The 18,299-nt window shown below is 41.6% G+C and carries 13 protein-coding genes; 9 read left to right on the forward strand and 4 right to left on the reverse strand.

Annotated features, from left to right (window positions below; genetic code table 11):
* Positions 1-20: 20 nt before the first annotated feature.
* From PVK79_RS06240 to mnmC, 4 genes are all read right to left on the reverse strand, one after another.
* Positions 21-1,505: a methyl-accepting chemotaxis protein gene (locus tag PVK79_RS06240; protein WP_145241515.1), complete on the reverse strand. Its 1,485-nt coding sequence runs from the start codon at positions 1,503-1,505 to the stop codon at positions 21-23.
* On the reverse strand, positions 1,502-2,353 hold the full coding sequence (locus tag PVK79_RS06245; RefSeq protein WP_145241513.1) for a type 2 periplasmic-binding domain-containing protein: 852 nt from the start codon (positions 2,351-2,353) through the stop codon (positions 1,502-1,504). The genes PVK79_RS06240 and PVK79_RS06245 overlap by 4 nt, the downstream gene beginning before the upstream one ends.
* A 109-nt stretch (positions 2,354-2,462) precedes the next feature.
* A complete protein-coding gene (locus tag PVK79_RS06250) occupies positions 2,463-2,792 on the reverse strand; it encodes a hypothetical protein (protein ID WP_145241510.1) in 330 nt (109 codons plus the stop codon).
* A 29-nt stretch (positions 2,793-2,821) separates the two neighbouring features.
* Positions 2,822-4,846 (reverse strand): bifunctional tRNA (5-methylaminomethyl-2-thiouridine)(34)-methyltransferase MnmC2/FAD-dependent 5-carboxymethylaminomethyl-2-thiouridine(34) oxidoreductase MnmC1, encoded by a 2,025-nt coding sequence (gene mnmC, locus PVK79_RS06255; RefSeq protein WP_257325520.1) that lies wholly within the window; start codon positions 4,844-4,846, stop codon positions 2,822-2,824.
* Positions 4,847-5,022: 176 nt separating this feature from the next.
* Here mnmC and fabB point away from each other — a divergent pair, with 176 nt between their 5' ends.
* From fabB to PVK79_RS06300, 9 genes are all read left to right on the forward strand, one after another.
* A complete protein-coding gene (gene fabB, locus PVK79_RS06260) occupies positions 5,023-6,234 on the forward strand; it encodes a beta-ketoacyl-ACP synthase I (protein WP_257325521.1) in 1,212 nt (403 codons plus the stop codon).
* Positions 6,235-6,343: 109 nt separating this feature from the next.
* Positions 6,344-7,462, forward strand: a complete 1,119-nt coding sequence (locus PVK79_RS06265; RefSeq protein ID WP_145241504.1) for a 4-phosphoerythronate dehydrogenase — start codon at positions 6,344-6,346, stop codon at positions 7,460-7,462.
* Positions 7,463-7,513: 51 nt separating this feature from the next.
* Complete coding sequence (locus PVK79_RS06270; protein WP_145241502.1) at positions 7,514-8,530, forward strand: aspartate-semialdehyde dehydrogenase; 1,017 nt, start codon at positions 7,514-7,516, stop codon at positions 8,528-8,530.
* Between the two features lie 319 nt (positions 8,531-8,849).
* Positions 8,850-13,778 carry a FimV/HubP family polar landmark protein gene (locus PVK79_RS06275; RefSeq protein WP_257325523.1) on the forward strand — a complete coding sequence of 1,643 codons (4,929 nt, stop codon included), beginning with the start codon at positions 8,850-8,852 and terminating at the stop codon, positions 13,776-13,778.
* A gap of 178 nt (positions 13,779-13,956) precedes the next feature.
* A complete protein-coding gene (gene truA / locus PVK79_RS06280) occupies positions 13,957-14,751 on the forward strand; it encodes a tRNA pseudouridine(38-40) synthase TruA (RefSeq protein WP_149980769.1) in 795 nt (264 codons plus the stop codon).
* A 160-nt stretch (positions 14,752-14,911) separates the two neighbouring features.
* On the forward strand, positions 14,912-15,787 hold the full coding sequence (accD, locus tag PVK79_RS06285; protein WP_145241496.1) for an acetyl-CoA carboxylase, carboxyltransferase subunit beta: 876 nt from the start codon (positions 14,912-14,914) through the stop codon (positions 15,785-15,787).
* Between the two features lie 25 nt (positions 15,788-15,812).
* Positions 15,813-17,078, forward strand: coding sequence for a bifunctional tetrahydrofolate synthase/dihydrofolate synthase (gene folC / locus PVK79_RS06290; RefSeq protein ID WP_257325524.1), 1,266 nt, complete (start codon positions 15,813-15,815; stop codon positions 17,076-17,078).
* A gap of 11 nt (positions 17,079-17,089) precedes the next feature.
* Positions 17,090-17,728 (forward strand): SPOR domain-containing protein, encoded by a 639-nt coding sequence (locus PVK79_RS06295; RefSeq protein ID WP_149980767.1) that lies wholly within the window; start codon positions 17,090-17,092, stop codon positions 17,726-17,728.
* Between the two features lie 61 nt (positions 17,729-17,789).
* Entirely contained in the window at positions 17,790-18,284 is a 495-nt protein-coding gene (locus PVK79_RS06300; RefSeq protein WP_054206292.1) for a CvpA family protein, read from the forward strand.
* Positions 18,285-18,299: the final 15 nt, after the last annotated feature.

An 18,299-nucleotide genomic window follows, 5' to 3' on the forward strand; every position in this document is an offset into this window, starting at 1 on the left:
CCTTCTAGCCGTTTTTGCATTTAATACTTAAACAACCCAAGTTTAGCCACAATGCCTTTTTCAAGATCATTGAGCTGCTTAACTGTCTTATCAAGATGATCCGCTTCTTGGGCAAGCGACTTTGCGCCATGATTGATTTTTTCCATAGTGGCTAATACTCCTTGCGTAACCGAGGTTTGTTCTTCTGAACTGGCTGCAATGCGTTCATTCATTAAGTTCATCTCATCAACTTGTTGAGCGATATTATGAAAAACGCGTTGGCTTTGCTCGTTCGCGCTAGTAACGTCGGTACTCACTTGTTTGCTTTTTTGTGTGGCGGCTACACATTCACTGGCGTTGGTTTGTAGTGCAGTAATGATATTTTCGATTTCTGATGTGGAATGGTAGGTTTTACTCGCAAGTGCGCGAACTTCATCAGCAACTACGGCAAAGCCTCGGCCAGACTCTCCAGCACGTGCAGCTTCAATTGCTGCATTAAGCGCCAATAAGTTGGTTTGTTCGGCGATACTTTTAATCACATCAAGAACTTGGCTTATCTCACTACTGCGACTATCAAGTTGCTCTACCACCGTTGATGTGTGATCTAATTGATTTTCAAGGTCGTTTATCAAACTACTGTTATGACTCATCGATAGCTCGCCGTCTTGGCAAAGTCCTTGTACTTGCATTGTTTTATCCGCTGTTTGCGTCGCTCCAAGGGCAATTTCTTTAGTCGCTTGGGTTAATTGACTCAGAGAGGAGGTTGCCGCATCGGTTAATTGATATTCTTGCTCGGCTTCATATTTTGAACGCACTGTTGCTTCGTTTACTGTTGCGGCAATCACTTCAAGCTCGGTAGCTGTTTGCCCCAGACTTGAGATTATTTGCTGCACTTCATTAATAAAGCGGTTAAAGCCCGCAACTAAATGGCCAATTTCATCCGTAGATTGATAGTTTATTCGCTGAGTTAAATCGCCAGAGCCACGGGCAAGTTCATCCACCAATTGATTGACACTGACAATCGGTTTGATGATCAGTATGCGGCATACGCTAAGAATAATAATGCCTAACAAGGCAAATGAAATGGCAAGGGTGATAACCATGGTACTTAATGCTTTGTTGATGCCATGGTTTAATTCATCTTGGCTAAAGCTGATATGGATAGTACCAATTGGTTGTTCTGAGAATGTTAGATCAATTTGCTGCTTGAGCAATTGCTTTGTTGTATTGCTGGGTTTATCAAGTCGACCAAGTTCGATACCACGATGATCAATAACATGCAGTTGTTGAATATCTGGATTTTTAGCAAATGCCTGCAATATTTGCGCGATCAGGGGTTTATCATATGAGAATACTGGCTCGGCTAAAATAACCGTTAATTGTTGCTTTATCGCATCAACATTTTTATGCCATTGTTTGGTTTCATCATTTTTTAGTAATACGTAGTTTACCCCAATTACAAAGCTAAAAGTGACGAGTAAACAAATACTAAGCGCTGTGATTATTTTTCTTTGTAATGATTTCATTGCGTGTTGCTCTCGTTAAGTGGATCAAACCACAGTGCGTGTTGTAATAGTGGAGTGCGTGATGACAGGCTAGGGTTCTGTAATGGGATCACCTTTCGTGTTGCTAAGTTAGCTTTAGCTAGTACCATTTTTACTTGGCTGTCGTTAAAGAACATGGTGGTAAAAGTGCCATCGGCAATCATATCTTGTAGCGCAGAATTAAGCTGGCTGGCGAGAGTGTGGTTATCCTTAGCGACAAAGAAATATAACGGCGCGGTATATTTTAGTAAAATGTAAGGATCAACGGTCAGGTTTAACTCACTGTTATTAGCTATTTCATCCCATGGTTCGTTTACGCCACGGGGAAAGTAATCAAAGCGATTACCTTCTAACATCGGAAATAAATTAGGGTATTTTAAGGTAGTGATCACCTTTAAGCCATTCGCTTTGAGTATAGCGGTATCGGGCCACGTTTTGCCTTGTCCGGCGCTAAATTGATAGAGGTCTTTAATAGAGTTTACATGTTTAAATATATGCTGATTTTGTTGAGTGACCATCGCCAAGCGCATACCCAACAAACCACGAAATAAAGGGATATAAATTGCTTGATAGTCTTGCTCAAGCTGCTCAGAAGTCATGCTCCACATCACATCTAACTGACCATTTTTTACATCATTTAAAATACGTGCATTTGAAATGTCTTTATCACTTTCGTAAGGATGTATATATGCAAGGTTTTGCCTCGCTAATGCGGTTAGTAATAGTTTGTGTGGTAAGGAGGTATCACCGGAGTAGCTTTGTAATTTGATTGCTGCGGCGTTGCAATAGTTACTGCCGCAGAGAATCAATATATAAAGTAAATAGCGCATTAAAGACCGTGTTGTTATTATTGTGTTAATAATAAACTACGGTGCTTTTGCTATAAGCTCAACAGTTTGTTTTATGCATACGTATTCAGATCAGTTCGCCGTCAAGCGATTATGGTTGCGTGATCATAATCGCTATTTCGGTTCGGTAGTCACGAGCATATAAGCTGATCCGCACGGTTTTCTTGTCGATGGTATAAAACAACGTTCGGCGTTTATTATCACCGATAATAAGCTCAGACTTACCTAAAGCTTGTTGATAAAAAGCACTCACTTTTGTAATCGACTGAGCAACATAGCCAGTTTGTATCAGTGGGTAGTCATCGGCAATTTGTAATGAGTACTTAAAATCAGCTGGTAGCGGAACGCTGTCTAAATTTGCAGCGCAAGTCACTGAGGTTAGGCTTATTGCTAACATCAGTGGTGTTATTATTTTTATCACATCGGTTCCTACACGCTATTTTTGCTAAGTTAAATTTTATTTCGAATTAAATCTCTTACAATAAAGCGGGCTGGGTGAATCGCTTGGCTTACTCGTTCACTCAAAGGCTGTGGTTCATTGTTAAGTGCAGCAACTAATTGTTCTGCACACAGGGGCGCACTGCATAAGCCACGAGCCCCAAAGCCTGTGAGTATGTGTAGTCCTTGTTGTGGTTTTTGTAAGGATTGATATTGATAGCGTTTCCCTGCGCGTAAATTGGCAAACGCGTGAATATAATCACTTTGCTGCGGCCATTCTCCGGCCATAGGGAGGTGATCAATAAAACTACAACGTACAGCGGCTTTAGCTGCCGTGATCTCACCTAGACTACTGGCAAAGTCGGTTTGTCCATAAAAGTGAAGCAGTTGCTCGCGATTTGTTTGATTGTCTTGGTCTTTGACTGCGCGGCTTTTTGAGTTCTTCTCGAATGTTGCGCCCATACAGTGATGGTCTAAATAAGCAGGAGTAAAGTAGCCTTTATGACATAGCACGGTTTTTAGTTTACGTGATGCAGGACTTGCTTGTACATGGGATACTTGACCACGCACGCCAACAATTGGCAGAGCCTGAGTTTGTACAAAACGGTCGCTGTGCTCACCAGCACATACAATAACGTCACTAAATGGGCCAAACTGTTGCCCTTGGCTCAATAACAGCCAGCCTTGCGGGGTTTTCTCAAGCTGTTCGATATCACAATTAAAATGGCTTTTAATTGGTTTGAGTTTATGGGCTTGTTGGAACAGAGCGCTCACTAATTGTGGTGGGTTAACCCATCCACCTAACGGGAAATATACGCCAGAGTAGCCTGTACTTACACCGGCAATTTCATCACCTTGCTCAGGCGTTACGCCGTGCATGAGTTCATCTGGCCACAGCTGTTTATGTTCAATATTTTGATGGCGCTCAACTAAGGGTTGTTTGATCGCGTGTTGTAATACGCCGCACCATTGATGATCATAGTGAAAGCCATTCTCAGTGAGTTGCTGATAAAGTCGTTTCGCATATAAAAAACTGTGCGCAAAAAGCTCACTCTGCGGGGAGTTTTTTGCTTGTAAGTGCGGATAAATCGCACCTTGCACATTATGAGATGCGCCCATCGCGAGTTGGGGATCTTGGCAAAAAAGTTGGCTGTTAACCCCACGTTTCGCCAAGCTATATAAAATAGCGCTGCTGGCTATCCCTCCGCCAATGACAGCAACGTTTTTAAGTGAACTTTGCTGATGAGCCAGATAAGGTGGCGCCGATTGTGCTTGGTTAGCATGGGCTAAAGAACCAATCAGCATTTCATTTTTTTTGCCATGACCTTTGATTTTTTGTACCGCAAACCCTGCATCAGCAAGACCTCTACGTACAACACCTGCAACCGTAAAGGTTGCAAACGTGGCATTACTACGAGAAATATCCACCATTGAATTAAATAAGGCTGGCTGCCACATTTCTGGATTTTTACTCGGTGCAAAGCCATCTAGATACCACGCATCGATAATACCTGTTTGCGGGTAGCTTATAGCTGCGAGTGATTCTTGCACATCGCCAAAATATAAATCGAGTATAATTTGACCATTGTCAAATTCAAGACGATGGCAACCAGCTAAATTAATCGGGTACTTAGCGAGTAACTGTTTACTCAATGGTGCTAAACTAGGCCATACTTGCAATGCCTTTTGCAGATCGTCTGTTTTAATCGGATACTTTTCAAAAGACATAAAATGTAAGCGCTGCACATTCTGTTGTGCTGAGTTGTGAACTTCTTGGCTTTGATGTTGCCTACTGGTTAGATGATTTTTAAATTGTTGCCATGTATTTAAAAAATTAAGCCCAGTACCAAAACCAGTTTCAGCGATAACGAAATGTGCACGGTCATGATTTTGTAATCGATGAGACATATTATTTTGCTGGTAGAACACATAATCAGACTCAGCTTGGCCATCATCGTTCGAAAAGTAGACATCGTTAAAGTTGTCTGCAACGGGTGTACCTAAGTTATTAAAGTGAATTTCAGCGTTTTTAATCATGGCATGCAATTAATGAGTACTTTTTTCATTATTTTACGTGTTTTCTTTGAAATAGTCTGGCGTTATTTATAAGCTAGAGGTTCAGAGTACAAGTGTACGCTAGAAAGCTGACCACTTCGTTGTAAGTTTCAGCGTAAAATAGAACACAATTTAGTATCAAGCTAAGGTAATTACCCATGAGAAGAGCCGTTATTACGGGCATCGGTGTTGTATCAAGCATCGGTAACAACAAAGAAGAAGTATTAGAATCGTTAAAAACAGGTAAGAGCGGAATCGCTTTTAACCCAGAATTTGCTGAATATAAGTTACGTAGTAACGTATCCGGCAAAATTGATATTGACGTTAAAGAGTTTGTTGATCGTAAAGCAATGCGCTTTATGGGCGATGCCGCTGCGTATTCGTATATTTCAATGGCACAAGCAATTGCAGATTCTGGTTTGTCTGATGATCAAGTATCAAATGAGCGCACGGGTATCATTGTGGGTTCCGGTGGTGGTTCATCTAAATGGCAGGTTGAAGCGGCTGACATTTTACGTGAAAAAGGCGTAAAACGTGTAGGTCCTTATATGGTTCCGCGCACCATGGCGAGCACAACATCGGCATGCTTAGCAACACCATTTAAAATTAAAGGTGTTAACTACTCAATCAGTTCAGCATGTGCAACATCTGCACACTGTATTGGTAACGCAGTTGAGCAAATCCAATTAGGCAAACAAGACGTTGTTTTTGCCGGTGGCGGTGAAGAGCTTCACTGGACATTGGCAATGGAATTTGACGCAATGGGCGCACTGTCTACCAAATATAATGAAACACCTGAAAAAGCCTCTCGTACTTATGATGCTAACCGCGATGGATTTGTTATCTCTGGTGGTGGCGGTATTGTTGTTGTTGAAGAACTTGAACATGCGCTTGCACGTGGTGCACACATTTATGCTGAAGTTGTTGGCTATGGCGCAACATCTGATGGCTATGACATGGTTGCACCATCAGGTGAAGGTGCTGCACGTTGTATGCGTCAAGCAATGCAAGGCGTTGACAGCATTGATTATCTAAACACTCACGGTACATCTACACCAGTAGGTGATGTAAAAGAGTTAGGAGCAATTCAAGAAGTATTTGGTGGTAATTCACCGATGATCAGCGCGACTAAAGCAATGACAGGCCATGCACTGGGCGCCGCTGGTGTGCATGAAGCTATTTTCTCACTATTGATGTTAGAGCATAGCTTTGTTGCGCCTTCAATCAATATTGATGAGCTAGATGAACAAGCTGCAGGCTTAAACATTATCACTGAGCGTAAAGACATTGAACTAAATACTGTTATGTCTAACAGTTTTGGTTTTGGTGGTACTAACGCCACGTTAGTGATGAGTAAATATAAAGGCTAATTAAAAAGCCAAATTACAATTAAAGCCGAGCAACTTGCTCGGCTTTTTCGTTTTCAAAGTCGGCTATGTTCGTTACAATAGCGGCTCTTAGTGCTTACTGGACTTGTTAATGAAAATTCTTGCAGACCAAAACATGCCACTTGTTGAGCAATATTTTGCTGATTTTGGTGAAGTAACGCGTTTTGATGGTCGTACATTACAAAGCGAACAGCTCATTGATGTTGATGTATTATTAACTCGCTCGGTAACCTCAGTAAATGAAGCACTGTTAATACATGCTAATAAATTACGCTACGTAGGTACGGCGACAATCGGCGTTGATCATATTGATACTGATTTACTCAAACAACGTGATATTGCATTTACGAGCGCACCTGGTTGTAATGCCGTTGCTGTGGCTGAATATGTGATCAGTAGCTTGTTTGCACTGTGCCAAGAAAATGCCTGCACCTTGGAACACAAAACCATTGGGATTGTCGGAGTGGGCAGTATTGGTAGCTGTTTGCGAGATAAATTAGCCGCGCTTAATGTCACTGTATTAGTATGCGATCCACCTAAGCATGAAGCGGGACAATTAGCCGAGCATACAGATATTGATGAGTTGTTGAGTAAAGCGGATATCGTCACTTTCCATGTGCCGTTAGTAACGACCGGTAAACATAGTACCTTGCATTTAATGAACAAAGCGCGTTTAGCAGCGCTTAAACCTGGCACTATTTTGATTAATGCCAGTCGCGGCGATGTGGTCGATAATCATGCTCTACTGGAAATTATGCGCGGTGGTGCCAAGCTCGATGTGGTATTAGATGTATGGGAAAACGAACCTTCTATATTAACTGAATTGCTTGAGTTTGTGCGTTATGCCAGTGTCCATATCGCAGGCCATACCTTAGAGGGTAAAGCACGTGGCACGCAAATGCTCTATGAAAAGTTGTGCGAGCTTAAAGGTTTGCAAACAGGCAAAGCATTAGCTGATTTTTTACCAGTGCCCGCGTTTACCCAAGTTACATTACAAGAAACCTTTAGCGAAGCTGATTTAGGTCAGTTGATCCATCTGGTTTACGATGTGCGTCGTGATGATGGTATTTTGCGATGCAACTTAGCAAGTGAAGGGTTTGATAGCTTACGTAAAAACTACCCCATTCGACGTGAATTTAGCACAGTCAAAGTGCTAGGTGCAGGCGCATATTCGCCTTTGCTGCAAGGGCTTGGTTTCGTAGTCGAATAACTTAAAATTTAAACAGCGGCCACAATGGCGGCTGTTAAACGAGGAATACACATGTCACAAAAATATAATGTTGCCGTACTTGGCGCTACAGGTCTTGTTGGTCGCCAAATTATTGAAACGTTAGAAGATCGTAAGTTTCCTGTTGATCAATTATTTTTATTGGCAAGTAGTCGCAGCGCTGGTGAAGATATTAAGTTTCGTGGTGAAACTATTGAAGTGCAGGACGTTGAAGGGTTTGACTTTAGCCAAGCGCATATTGGTTTATTTTCTGCCGGTGGCAGTGTGTCAGAAAAATACGCACCTATTGCCGCTGATGCAGGATGTGTAGTAATTGATAACACTTCGCACTTTAGAAATGATTTTGAAATACCACTGGTTGTGCCAGAAGTAAATGCAGCAAGCCTTGCTGATTTTAGAAATCGCAATATCATTGCTAATCCTAATTGCTCAACTATTCAAATGATGGTGGCATTAAAACCTATTTATGATGCATACGGCATCGATCGTATTAATGTATCTACTTATCAAGCAGTATCGGGTGCAGGCAAAAAAGCGGTTGATGAACTTGCAAAACAAACTGCTAATTTAATGAATGCACGCCCTGTAGATAGCGAAATATTTCCAAAGCAGATGGCGTTTAATGTTATCCCACAAATTGATGTTTTTGAAGATAACGGTTACACCCGTGAAGAAATGAAGATGGTTAACGAAACCCATAAAATTCTGGGTGATACCACAATTGCTGTTAATCCGACATGTGTACGAGTTCCGGTATTTTTTGGTCACTCAGAAGCGATTAACATTGAAACACGTATGCCGTACGACTTTGAACATGTAAAACAATTACTTAATGACGCGCCAGGGCTTGAACTTATAGAAGACGAAGGGGATTACCCAACCCCGGTTACAGATGCAAGTGGTAATGACATTGTGTATGTAGGGCGCTTACGTCAAGATATCTCACATCCGCATGGTTTAAATATGTGGGTTGTAAGTGATAATACCCGTAAAGGGGCCGCAACGAACAGCGTGCAAATAGCTGAAGAGTTGATAGCGAACTATCTTTAATTAAAAGCAAGAAAAGCGGCAGTTTGTCGCTTTTTTATTTTTTAACTGCCAAATAATTGCCGCATAGCTGCTAAAAGCGTATAAACTTAATCTTAACGATAAAAAACTCTTCCGGCTAATAAAGTTTAAGCTATTACGTTTCAAAGTGTTGCGATGGATATTAAGCCGCAACTGGTTTATAGTTTGCAACTGGAATAGAGCTTGCAGGAAAGACTTAATTAACTATTTATTTATGTACGTTATTTCTGCAAGAAATAATCAATGTTTAAGCGTCTAATTTAATGGCGCTGCGTTAACATTTAAACATTAAAGGATCAGCATGCGCGGTTTAGCTACACTCCTCTTATTAGCGTCTGCATTGGTGGTAACACCGATATACTCCCAAGACGGCAGCCAACTTAAAGGGCCTAAAGGCGTTGATTATGGCGTTCAAGGGCGTTCTATTGGGCCAATAAAGCCAACCGATACACTATGGCGTATTGCTGCAAAAGTGCGACCTGATAACTCGGTCAGTATTTATCAAGTTATGCAGGCTCTGTATGAAAAAAATCCGCAATCATTTTTAGATCAAAATCTCAATCATATGCGCGATGGTGCGTATTTAAAAATCCCTACCTTAGCTGATATCCGCGCAGTAAGCCCGGAGCTTGCCAAACAGCGTTCAGAGCAAGATGATGAGCTATGGGAAAAAAAGAAAAATGGCACGCTTACGAACAGCGAAATTACTGCTTCACAAACCAAAGTAACTCAAGCACGCAAAGTGGATGTTGATGAAGCTAAGCAAGAATTAAAACAAGAAATCAACAGCATTAAAACCCAACAGGGCAGTCAGCTTGTTGAATTACAAAAGCAGTTCAAGTCGTCAGTTGATAATGTCGAAGAAATTTTAGTTGAAAACAATAAATTAAAGCAACAGTTAACTGGTGTGTCTAAAGAGCTTGAAAATATTCGTGAGCAACTTGGTAAAGACAGTGAAATTCAACGCCAACTTTCTGAATTGATTGCAAAACAGAACGAAATTATAGAGCAACAACAAGCAAAAAAGCTCGAAGAGACTAGTGAGTTTGACTTTGCTGGGCTATTAGCCAATCCACTAGTTCTCATTCTATTAATGACAATTCCAGCGTTATTGATCATCTTTGCAATCGTGATGTTTTTACGTAAACGTAACAACAAAGAAGATGAAAGCACTGATGATGACGAATTTTTACCACAAAGCCCTAGTTATACAACAGAGGATGATGTTGACTTAGGACCATCACTTGATCCAATTATTCCAGATCCAGTTCAAGAAGACGATGATGTAAGTATTCAGCTTGATGATCTTGAGAACGATATTTTACCTGATGACGACGATATTATTTTTGATGACAATATTGATGATGCGTTTGAAGATGGTGACAGTTTATTAAATCAAGACGAGCTAGATGGTTTACTGAGCGACGACATTGTATTTGATGATGAAAGCGACGAGGCTAAAGAAGAAGATGATGAACTTGATATCTTCATGCAGCAAGATTTTGATCAAGCAGATGATGATAGCTTAGGCGACGACATTGATTTAGATATTAAAGCCGACAACAATGATGGCGATATTCTAAGTGCATCAGATCTAGATGATTTATTTGCTAATGACAACGATGAACCGACTGCTGAATCAGATGACTCGCTTGACTCAGATGATGACTTAGCAGCACTCAGTGAAGAGTTAGCAGATGAAGATGATGACTTTGATATTGATGCATTGATTGATGAACAAAGCAGTAATCAACCGACAGATAAGAATGACGGCGATAACGACGAATTTGATTTAGACGATATTGACAGCCTTATTGATGAAGCTGGCGATAAAGCGACTGCAGAGCCGAATCTGGCTGAAGAAGACGAATTTGATCTAGACGATATTGACAGCCTTATTGATGAAGCTGGCGATAAAGCGACTGCAGAGCCGGAGCTGGCTGAAGAAGACGAATTTGATTTAGACGATATTGACAGTCTAATTGATGAAGCTGGCGATAAAGCGACTGCAGAGCCGGAGCTGGCTGAAGAAGACGAATTTGATTTAGACGATATTGACAGTCTAATTGATGAAGCTGGCGATAAAGCGACTGTAGAGCCGGAGCTGGCTGAAGAAGACGAATTTGATTTAGACGATATTGACAGTCTAATTGATGAAACTGGCGATAAAGCGACTGCAGAGCCGGAGCTGGCTGAAGAAGACGAATTTGATTTAGACGATATTGACAGTCTAATTGATGAAACTGGCGATAAAGCGACTGCAGAGCCGGAGTTGGCTGAAGAAGACGAATTTGATTTAGACGATATTGACAGTCTAATTGATGAAACTGGCGATAAAGCGACTGCAGAGCCGGAGTTGGCTGAAGAAGACGAATTTGATTTAGACGATATTGACAGTCTAATTGATGAGACTGGCGATAAAGTAACTGCAGAGCATGATCTGGCTGAAGAAGACGATGAATTTGATTTAGACGATGTTGACAGCCTAATCGATGAAGCTAGCGACCAAGTAGCTGCTGAACCGGAGCTGGCTGAAGAAGATGAATTTGATTTAGATGACATTGATAGTTTAATTGATGAAGCTAGCGATCAAGAAGCGGCAGAGTCTGTAATTGCTGAAGAAGATGATGGATTTGATTTAGGTGATATTGATAGTTTATTAGAGGATGCTACTGAGGAAAAATCGGAACCAGAAGCGGGATCTGCACTTCTTGAAGAAGACGATGAATTTGACTTCTGTGATATTGAAAGTTTAACTGATCAAGCGCATACCACGCAGCTAGATGAAGCTCTTTCTGATTCGATGGAAGAGTTATCGAATGTAGAAGATGAACTAGACGTCGAAGACGTTGAATCTATTGCATCAAGTTTAGTTGACGAATCAGAAGTAACTATTGAACAAGAGCCAGAGCTTGAAGAAGAACCTGAGCTTGTAGAAGAGCCTGGGCTTGTTGCAGAGCCAGAGCTTGAAGAAGAACCTGAACTTGTAGAAGAACCAGAGCTTGAAGCAGAGCCAGAGCTTGAAGAAGAACCTGAACTTGTAGAAGAACCAGAGCTTGAAGCAGAGCCAGAGCTTGAAAAAGTGCCTGAGCTTGTAGCAGAGCCAGAGCTTTTAGATGAACTTGAATCAGAGTTTGAAGGTTTAGATGATGATTTATTTGCACAAACGAGTGAAGAATCAAGCGACGATTTACTTGATGAAGATGATTTACTCGAAGAATATAATGATCCTTCACTAAAAAGTGTTGATGATTTACTCAATGAGCTGCAGCAAGAAGATGATTACGTAGAGCCTCCACAATGGTCTGATGTTGATGAGCTCAACGATGATATCGAAGAAGTTGAAATAGATCTGGGAGATGATCCGCTTGCAGATGAAGAACTCGGTGATGAATTTGATTTAGCACTGGAAGACGAACCTCTTAGCAATGATACAGTAACGCCAAGTTTAGAGCTTGATGATTATCCAGACCTTGAACTCGATGATGAAGAGATTGATAGTGACGCAGAATTAGCCGATGAGACTGAGCTGGAAACGTCAGAACCAGGTACTCCAGAGCTGAAGCTTAGTCAAGCTGAGCAAGATCTTGCTAATGCAATGGCGGGAGGCCACGATTTAGATAGTTTAGAGCAAGATTTTGATGATGAATTATTAATCGAAGATGAGCTGATTACTGAAGACGAGCCGGTTGCTGAAGACGAAACAGTTGTTGAAGACGAACTGGTTATTGAAGATGAGCTAGGTAGTGAAGACGAACTAGTTGCTGAAGATGAGCCGGTTGTTGAAGATGAGCCAGTTGCTGAAGACGAACTAGTTGCTGAAGAAGAGCTAATTGCTGAAGACGAGCTAGTTGCTGAAAACGAGCCAGTTGTTGAAGACGAGCTGGTCGTTGAAGACGAACTGGTTATTGAAGATGAGCCAGTTGTTGAAGACGAGCTAGTTGCTGAAGACGAGCTAGTTGCTGAAGATGAGCCAGTTGTTGAAGACGAACCAGTTGTTGAAGACGAGCCAGTTGTTGAAGACGAGCTGGTTGTTGAAGACGAACTGGTTATTGAAGATGAGCCAGTTGTTGAAGACGAGCTGGTTGTTGAAGATGAGCTAGGTAGTGAAGACGAACTAGTTGCTGAAGATGAGCCGGTTGTTGAAGATGAGCCAGTTGCTGAAGACGAACTAGTTGCTGAAGAAGAGCTAATTGCTGAAGACGAGCCAGTTGTTGAAGACGAACTAGTTGCTGAAAACGAGCCAGTTGTTGAAGACGAGCTAGTTGTTGAAGACGAGCTAGTTGCTGAAGATGAGCCAGTTGTTGAAGACGAACCAGTTGTTGAAGACGAGCCAGTTGTTGAAGACGAACCAGTTGTTGAAGACGAACCAGTTGTTGAAGACGAACCAGTTGTTGAAGACGAACCAGTTGTTGAAGACGAACCAGTTGTTGAAGACGAACCAGTTGTTGAAGACGAACCAGTTGTTGAAGACGAGCCAGTTGTTGAAGACGAGCCAGTTGTTGAAGACGAGCTGGTTGTTGAAGACGAACTGGTTATTGAAGACGAGCCAGTTGTTGAAGACGAACTAGTTGCTGAAGATGAACCAGTTGTTGAAGATGAACTTACAGATGCGTTAGAAGATGAATATCGTAGTGATTTCGCGACTGAACTTGAAGATCCACTGGAACAATCGTTGTCAGATGATCAGCTTGATGATGATTTTATGGCTGATCTCACCCAAACAGATTTTGATGCATTGCTTAGTGAGTTGGCTGAACCTGAGTCTTTAGAAATAGATGATAGCAGCGAGTTTGAAGTTGATTTCAATGCGTTACTTAGTGAAGATCTTGCTACACTTGAAGAGCTTTCAGTACCTGATGATATGCCGTCGGCTGAGCAATTAAGTGAAGACGTGAATGCATCAACAAATGAGGACATCGTTGCGGATGAATTCGTCGATATTGATGCTTTGATTGAACAAAGTGATGATACAAGCTTAGATTATGAACCTTATGATGATGTAAATATGGATGTCGGATTAAGTGAGTTTGATGCCTTACTTGCTGGAGATAACCCAACTGATGTTGATGCTGAAAGTGGCGGTTATTCTGCAAAACTTGATTTAGCACGTGCTTATATTGAAATAGGGGATATGGATGCAGCCCTTGACGCTATTGACGAAGTAATAGCAAATGGTCCCGAAGAAGTACAAGAAGAAGCACAAAGCTTAAAAGCAAAATTACTGTAAGTTGTTTCTGCATTTATAGTTAAAACGGGGAGTAAATTTAGTTTACTCCCCGTTTTTTTAGCAATAGAAAAAAGGTCGCTTGGCTGCTGTGCGCTTAATTTGTATAGAGTCACTTTTATTGCAGCGTCAGATAGCATAAAATGCCCCGTTCATTAGCACAGTAGGTAAAGCAGTAATTATGCGAGTAGCACTTGGAGTTGAGTACAACGGCGCCCGTTATAGTGGTTGGCAACGTCAATCGCATGTAAATAGCGTACAACAAGAAGTAGAAACCGCGCTTTCGCGTATTTGTAATCATCCAGTTGAAATAGTCTGTGCTGGACGCACTGATGCCGGCGTGCATGGCACTGGGCAAGTGGTGCATTTTGATACCGATGCTGAACGCGATATGGTTGCATTTACTATGGGTATGAATACCTTGCTACCGAAAGATATTGCTATTCGCTATGCAAAACCGGTGAGTGATGATTTTCATGCACGTTTTAGTGCTACTGCTCGTCGTTATCGTTATGTTATTTACAATAACGCCTTTCGAGGAGCAATATTAAATGAAGGCGTTACGCATTTTCATCACCCACTTGATGAAACTAAAATGCAAGAAGCATGTCAATATCTATTAGGTGAGCATGATTTTACGTCATTCAGAGCTTTGCATTGTCAAGCGAATACTGCTACACGTACTATTCATCACTTGTCGGTTGAGCGTCAAGGCAGTTATGTGATTATTGATATTAAGGCTAATGCATTTTTACACCACATGGTGCGTAACATTACCGGTTGCTTAACCGATATTGGTATTCATAAGCAGCAACCTGTGTGGCTAAAAGAGTTACTTGATTTAAAAGAGCGAGCCAAAGCCAGTGCGACGGCAAAGGCGGCAGGTTTATACTTAGTTGATGTTGACTATCCGGCGCGGTTTGAAATTCCGTCGACACCACTTGGCCCTTTATTCTTAACGGATGTGAAGGGTTAATTGGTGATAAATTAAACATAACCTTGCAGGCATTTCACTACTAAGACCAGTTTTTTATACCGCCTGTGTGGAATTCATGTTTTAATTGAAAAAATTTGTCTGTCAATAATGATTTGGCAGGAACGCAGCAAAGCACAGAATAGTATTAAGAGAGTTGCAAATGAGTTGGTTAGAAAAAATCCTACCTAAAACAACAAAGTCTTCGGCTCGTAAAGAGATCCCTGAAGGTGTTTGGGCAAAGTGTACAGATTGTGATTCGATTTTATATAAAGCTGAATTAGAAAAATCACTCAATGTATGTCCTAAATGCAATCACCACATGCGTGTGAGTGGCCGTAAACGCCTTGAGCACTTTTTGGATGATGGCGACCGCCAAGAACTTGGCACACAGCACGAACCAAAAGATATTTTAAAGTTTAAAGACTCGAAAAAATATTCAGATCGTATCGCCGCCGCACAAAAATCAAGTGGCGAAAAAGACGCATTAGTCGCGATGAAGGGACGCTTAAAAGGCATTCCAGTGGCCGCCGTCGCATTTGAATTCTCATTTATGGGTGGGTCAATGGCATCGGTTGTTGGCGCACGTTTTGTGGATGCTGTTGATCAGTGTTTAGAGCATAACATGCCGCTAATTTGCTTCTCAGCTTCAGGTGGCGCACGTATGCAAGAGGCACTTATGTCGCTTATGCAAATGGCTAAAACCAGTGCTGCACTTGCTAAGATGAGCGAACAAGGCTTACCGTTTATCTCAGTAATGACTGACCCAACTATGGGCGGTGTATCAGCATCATTAGCTATGCTAGGTGATATCAACGTGGCGGAGCCAAAAGCATTAATCGGCTTTGCGGGTCCTCGTGTAATTGAACAAACTGTGCGCGAAACCTTACCTGAAGGCTTCCAACGCAGTGAATTTTTACTCGAGCATGGTGCCATCGATATGATTATTGATCGCCGTGAAATGCGTGACACACTTGCCCGCATACTAGCTAAATTTATGAACTTGCCTTCTACGGAACAAGAGCATAGAGTAGCGTAAATTTCAGCTTTACTGATTACACGCTATGACAAAAAATCTTCCTAGCCAATCATCAAGCCTTGATGATTGGCTTTGTTATTTAGAAAGTGTTCACCCAGCAAATATTGCCATGGGTTTAGAACGCGTTGCCAAAGTTGCCAATACCATTGGTTTACTAGATAGCCCAAGTAAAATTATTCTAATAGCCGGCACCAATGGCAAAGGCACCACTGCCCGATGTTTAGAATCACTGCTGCTTGCCCAAGGTTATTCGGTTGGTACCTATGCATCTCCTCATTTAATTCATTATAACGAGCGAGTGCGCATTAATGGCGCTGAGCTTGATGATCAATTTCATGTTGATGCGTTTGACTTGCTCGAGCAAGGCCGCGGTGACACGCCACTGACTTATTTTGAGTATGGCACCTTAGGCGCACTGGCTATTTTTAAACGCCATAGCGTTGATTATGTGCTGTTAGAAGTGGGTTTAGGTGGGCGTTTCGATGCTACCAATATTGTTACTCCATTTGCCAGTGTGATCACCACCATAGATCTAGATCATAAAGAGTACCTTGGTGATACGCGAGAGCTTGTGGGTTATGATAAAGCAGGGATATTCCGTACTGGCACACCTGCCATTGTCGGCGATTTAAATATACCGCTCACAGTCACCGACTACGGTCATGAAATTAACGCGGTGATGCATTTATCTGGGCGAGACTTTATATTTAAAGAGCATGCGCAAAGTTTTAGTTGGCAATATCAAGCCCATCACTTTGAGTTTGCTAAACCATCAATCCCATGCCAAAACGCGGCAACGGCACTAACCACATTAGCCGTGTTAGATTTATTACCTAGTGAGGCAGTGATCCGTGATTGTTTAGCTAATTTAGTTGTTGAAGGGCGTTTTCAGCAACTAAGCAGCAAACCTATGGTCTATACTGATGTGGCACATAATGCTGAATCTGCACGCTATTTAGCTAAAAAGTTAGCTAACCTGCAAGATCAAGGCTTTAAAGTTCATGCGTTAGTCGCTATGCTGGCTGATAAAGACAAAGTCGCTGTATTAAATGAAGTTAGCCCGGTAGTTGATGCGTGGTGTTTAGCCGGACTTAATTGCTTTCGTGGCGATAAAGTAGAGAATTTAGCTAAATCCATGGATAATGTGCATACAAGCGCGCCAATTGAAAAATATCAAACAGTTGCAGACGCACTTGATGGTGTGTTGCCACAGCTTGATGAGAAGACGGTGTTAATCATATTTGGCTCCTTCTTAACTGTTGCAGCTGCTATCAATTATTGGAAAAAATAGAGAGGAATCAGGTGAACTCAGGCTTTATAAATCGTTTAGTCGGCACAACTATTGTGGTGATTGCAGCTATCGTGTTTATTCCTAATATTCTTGATGGCGAAAAAGTACATTACAAAGAAGGCTTTAAAGCCATTCCGGAACGTCCTGAGTTCACAACTATTGACTTGCAAGATTCAATAGATGATCAAGTGGCTAACGCACAACAGCCAAACGAAGAGCCTGAGGAAGATATATTGCCAGATGATGACCTACTCTCAAGTTCCTCTGATGCGGTTGAAGAGACGACGCTAGTAGCGAAAAAAATGGTTGAAGCATCGACTGAGCAAACTACTGTAGCAACGACTACAGCACAACCTGTTGAAAAAAAGTCTGAGCCATCACGTAAGCCTGAAGAAAATTTATCGAAAATGGCATATGTAATTCAGTTGGGGAGCTTTTCGCATAGTGCGAATGTAAAATCGCTACAAGCTAAACTAAGTGACAAAGGGTTTAAAACCTTTACCCGTCCAGTTAAAACACCAAATGGTACTTTAACCAAAGTATTTGTGGGTCCGTCGCTTGATAAAGCCCAGCTTGAGAGCAAACTCCCTGAATTAAAAGCACTTACTAAACTTAACGGAAAAGTTACCCAATTTGAAGTAGCAAAATGATCTGGCATTTAGTGCTGACCTCTTATAGAATGCGCCCCAAATTAACGACTAGTTGGTTCATATGATCTGGGTTGATTACGCCATCTTTGGCATTATTGCACTGTCTACTATTATCGGTTTAATTCGTGGCTTTATAAAAGAAGCAATGTCTTTGGCTGTGTGGGCTGGCGCATTTATCATATCTAGCTTGTTTTACCAATATTTAGCATCATTCCTAACAAGTATTTCTGAACCCCTTTTAAGAAATGCAGCGGCCATTGCCATATTATTCTTTGCGACGCTATTGTTAGGCGGATTGTTAAACTACCTTCTAGGTGAACTTGTACAACGTACTGGTTTGTCTGGCACAGACCGTGTCTTCGGCATTGTCTTTGGTGCACTTCGTGGCGTGTTGGTCGTGAGCGCGTTACTCTTCTTTCTTGATGCTTTTACTGGTGCACCCAATACGCACTGGTGGGGTAACTCTATTTTGATCCCAGAATTTGGCTTTGTTGTTGAGTGGTTTTTTTCATACCTCGAAAATAACTCTAGCTTTTTAAATTCGGTCAACCGTTAATCGGCGAGGAAAAAT

It is taken from the genome of Pseudoalteromonas rhizosphaerae, assembly GCF_028885455.1.
GTDB lineage: Bacteria > Pseudomonadota > Gammaproteobacteria > Enterobacterales > Alteromonadaceae > Pseudoalteromonas > Pseudoalteromonas rhizosphaerae.

What these genes read in the sequence shown, in the direction of transcription:
- PVK79_RS06240 (WP_145241515.1), bottom strand. Translation starts at nt 1,505, where the DNA reads ATGAAATCATTACAAAGAAAAATAATCACAGCGCTTAGTATTTGTTTA.
- PVK79_RS06245 (WP_145241513.1), bottom strand. Translation starts at nt 2,353, where the DNA reads ATGCGCTATTTACTTTATATATTGATTCTCTGCGGCAGTAACTATTGC.
- mnmC (WP_257325520.1), bottom strand. Translation starts at nt 4,846, where the DNA reads ATGATTAAAAACGCTGAAATTCACTTTAATAACTTAGGTACACCCGTT.
- fabB (WP_257325521.1), top strand. Translation starts at nt 5,023, where the DNA reads ATGAGAAGAGCCGTTATTACGGGCATCGGTGTTGTATCAAGCATCGGT.
- PVK79_RS06265 (WP_145241504.1), top strand. Translation starts at nt 6,344, where the DNA reads ATGAAAATTCTTGCAGACCAAAACATGCCACTTGTTGAGCAATATTTT.
- PVK79_RS06270 (WP_145241502.1), top strand. Translation starts at nt 7,514, where the DNA reads ATGTCACAAAAATATAATGTTGCCGTACTTGGCGCTACAGGTCTTGTT.
- PVK79_RS06275 (WP_257325523.1), top strand. Translation starts at nt 8,850, where the DNA reads ATGCGCGGTTTAGCTACACTCCTCTTATTAGCGTCTGCATTGGTGGTA.
- truA (WP_149980769.1), top strand. Translation starts at nt 13,957, where the DNA reads ATGCGAGTAGCACTTGGAGTTGAGTACAACGGCGCCCGTTATAGTGGT.
- accD (WP_145241496.1), top strand. Translation starts at nt 14,912, where the DNA reads ATGAGTTGGTTAGAAAAAATCCTACCTAAAACAACAAAGTCTTCGGCT.
- folC (WP_257325524.1), top strand. Translation starts at nt 15,813, where the DNA reads ATGACAAAAAATCTTCCTAGCCAATCATCAAGCCTTGATGATTGGCTT.
- PVK79_RS06300 (WP_054206292.1), top strand. Translation starts at nt 17,790, where the DNA reads ATGATCTGGGTTGATTACGCCATCTTTGGCATTATTGCACTGTCTACT.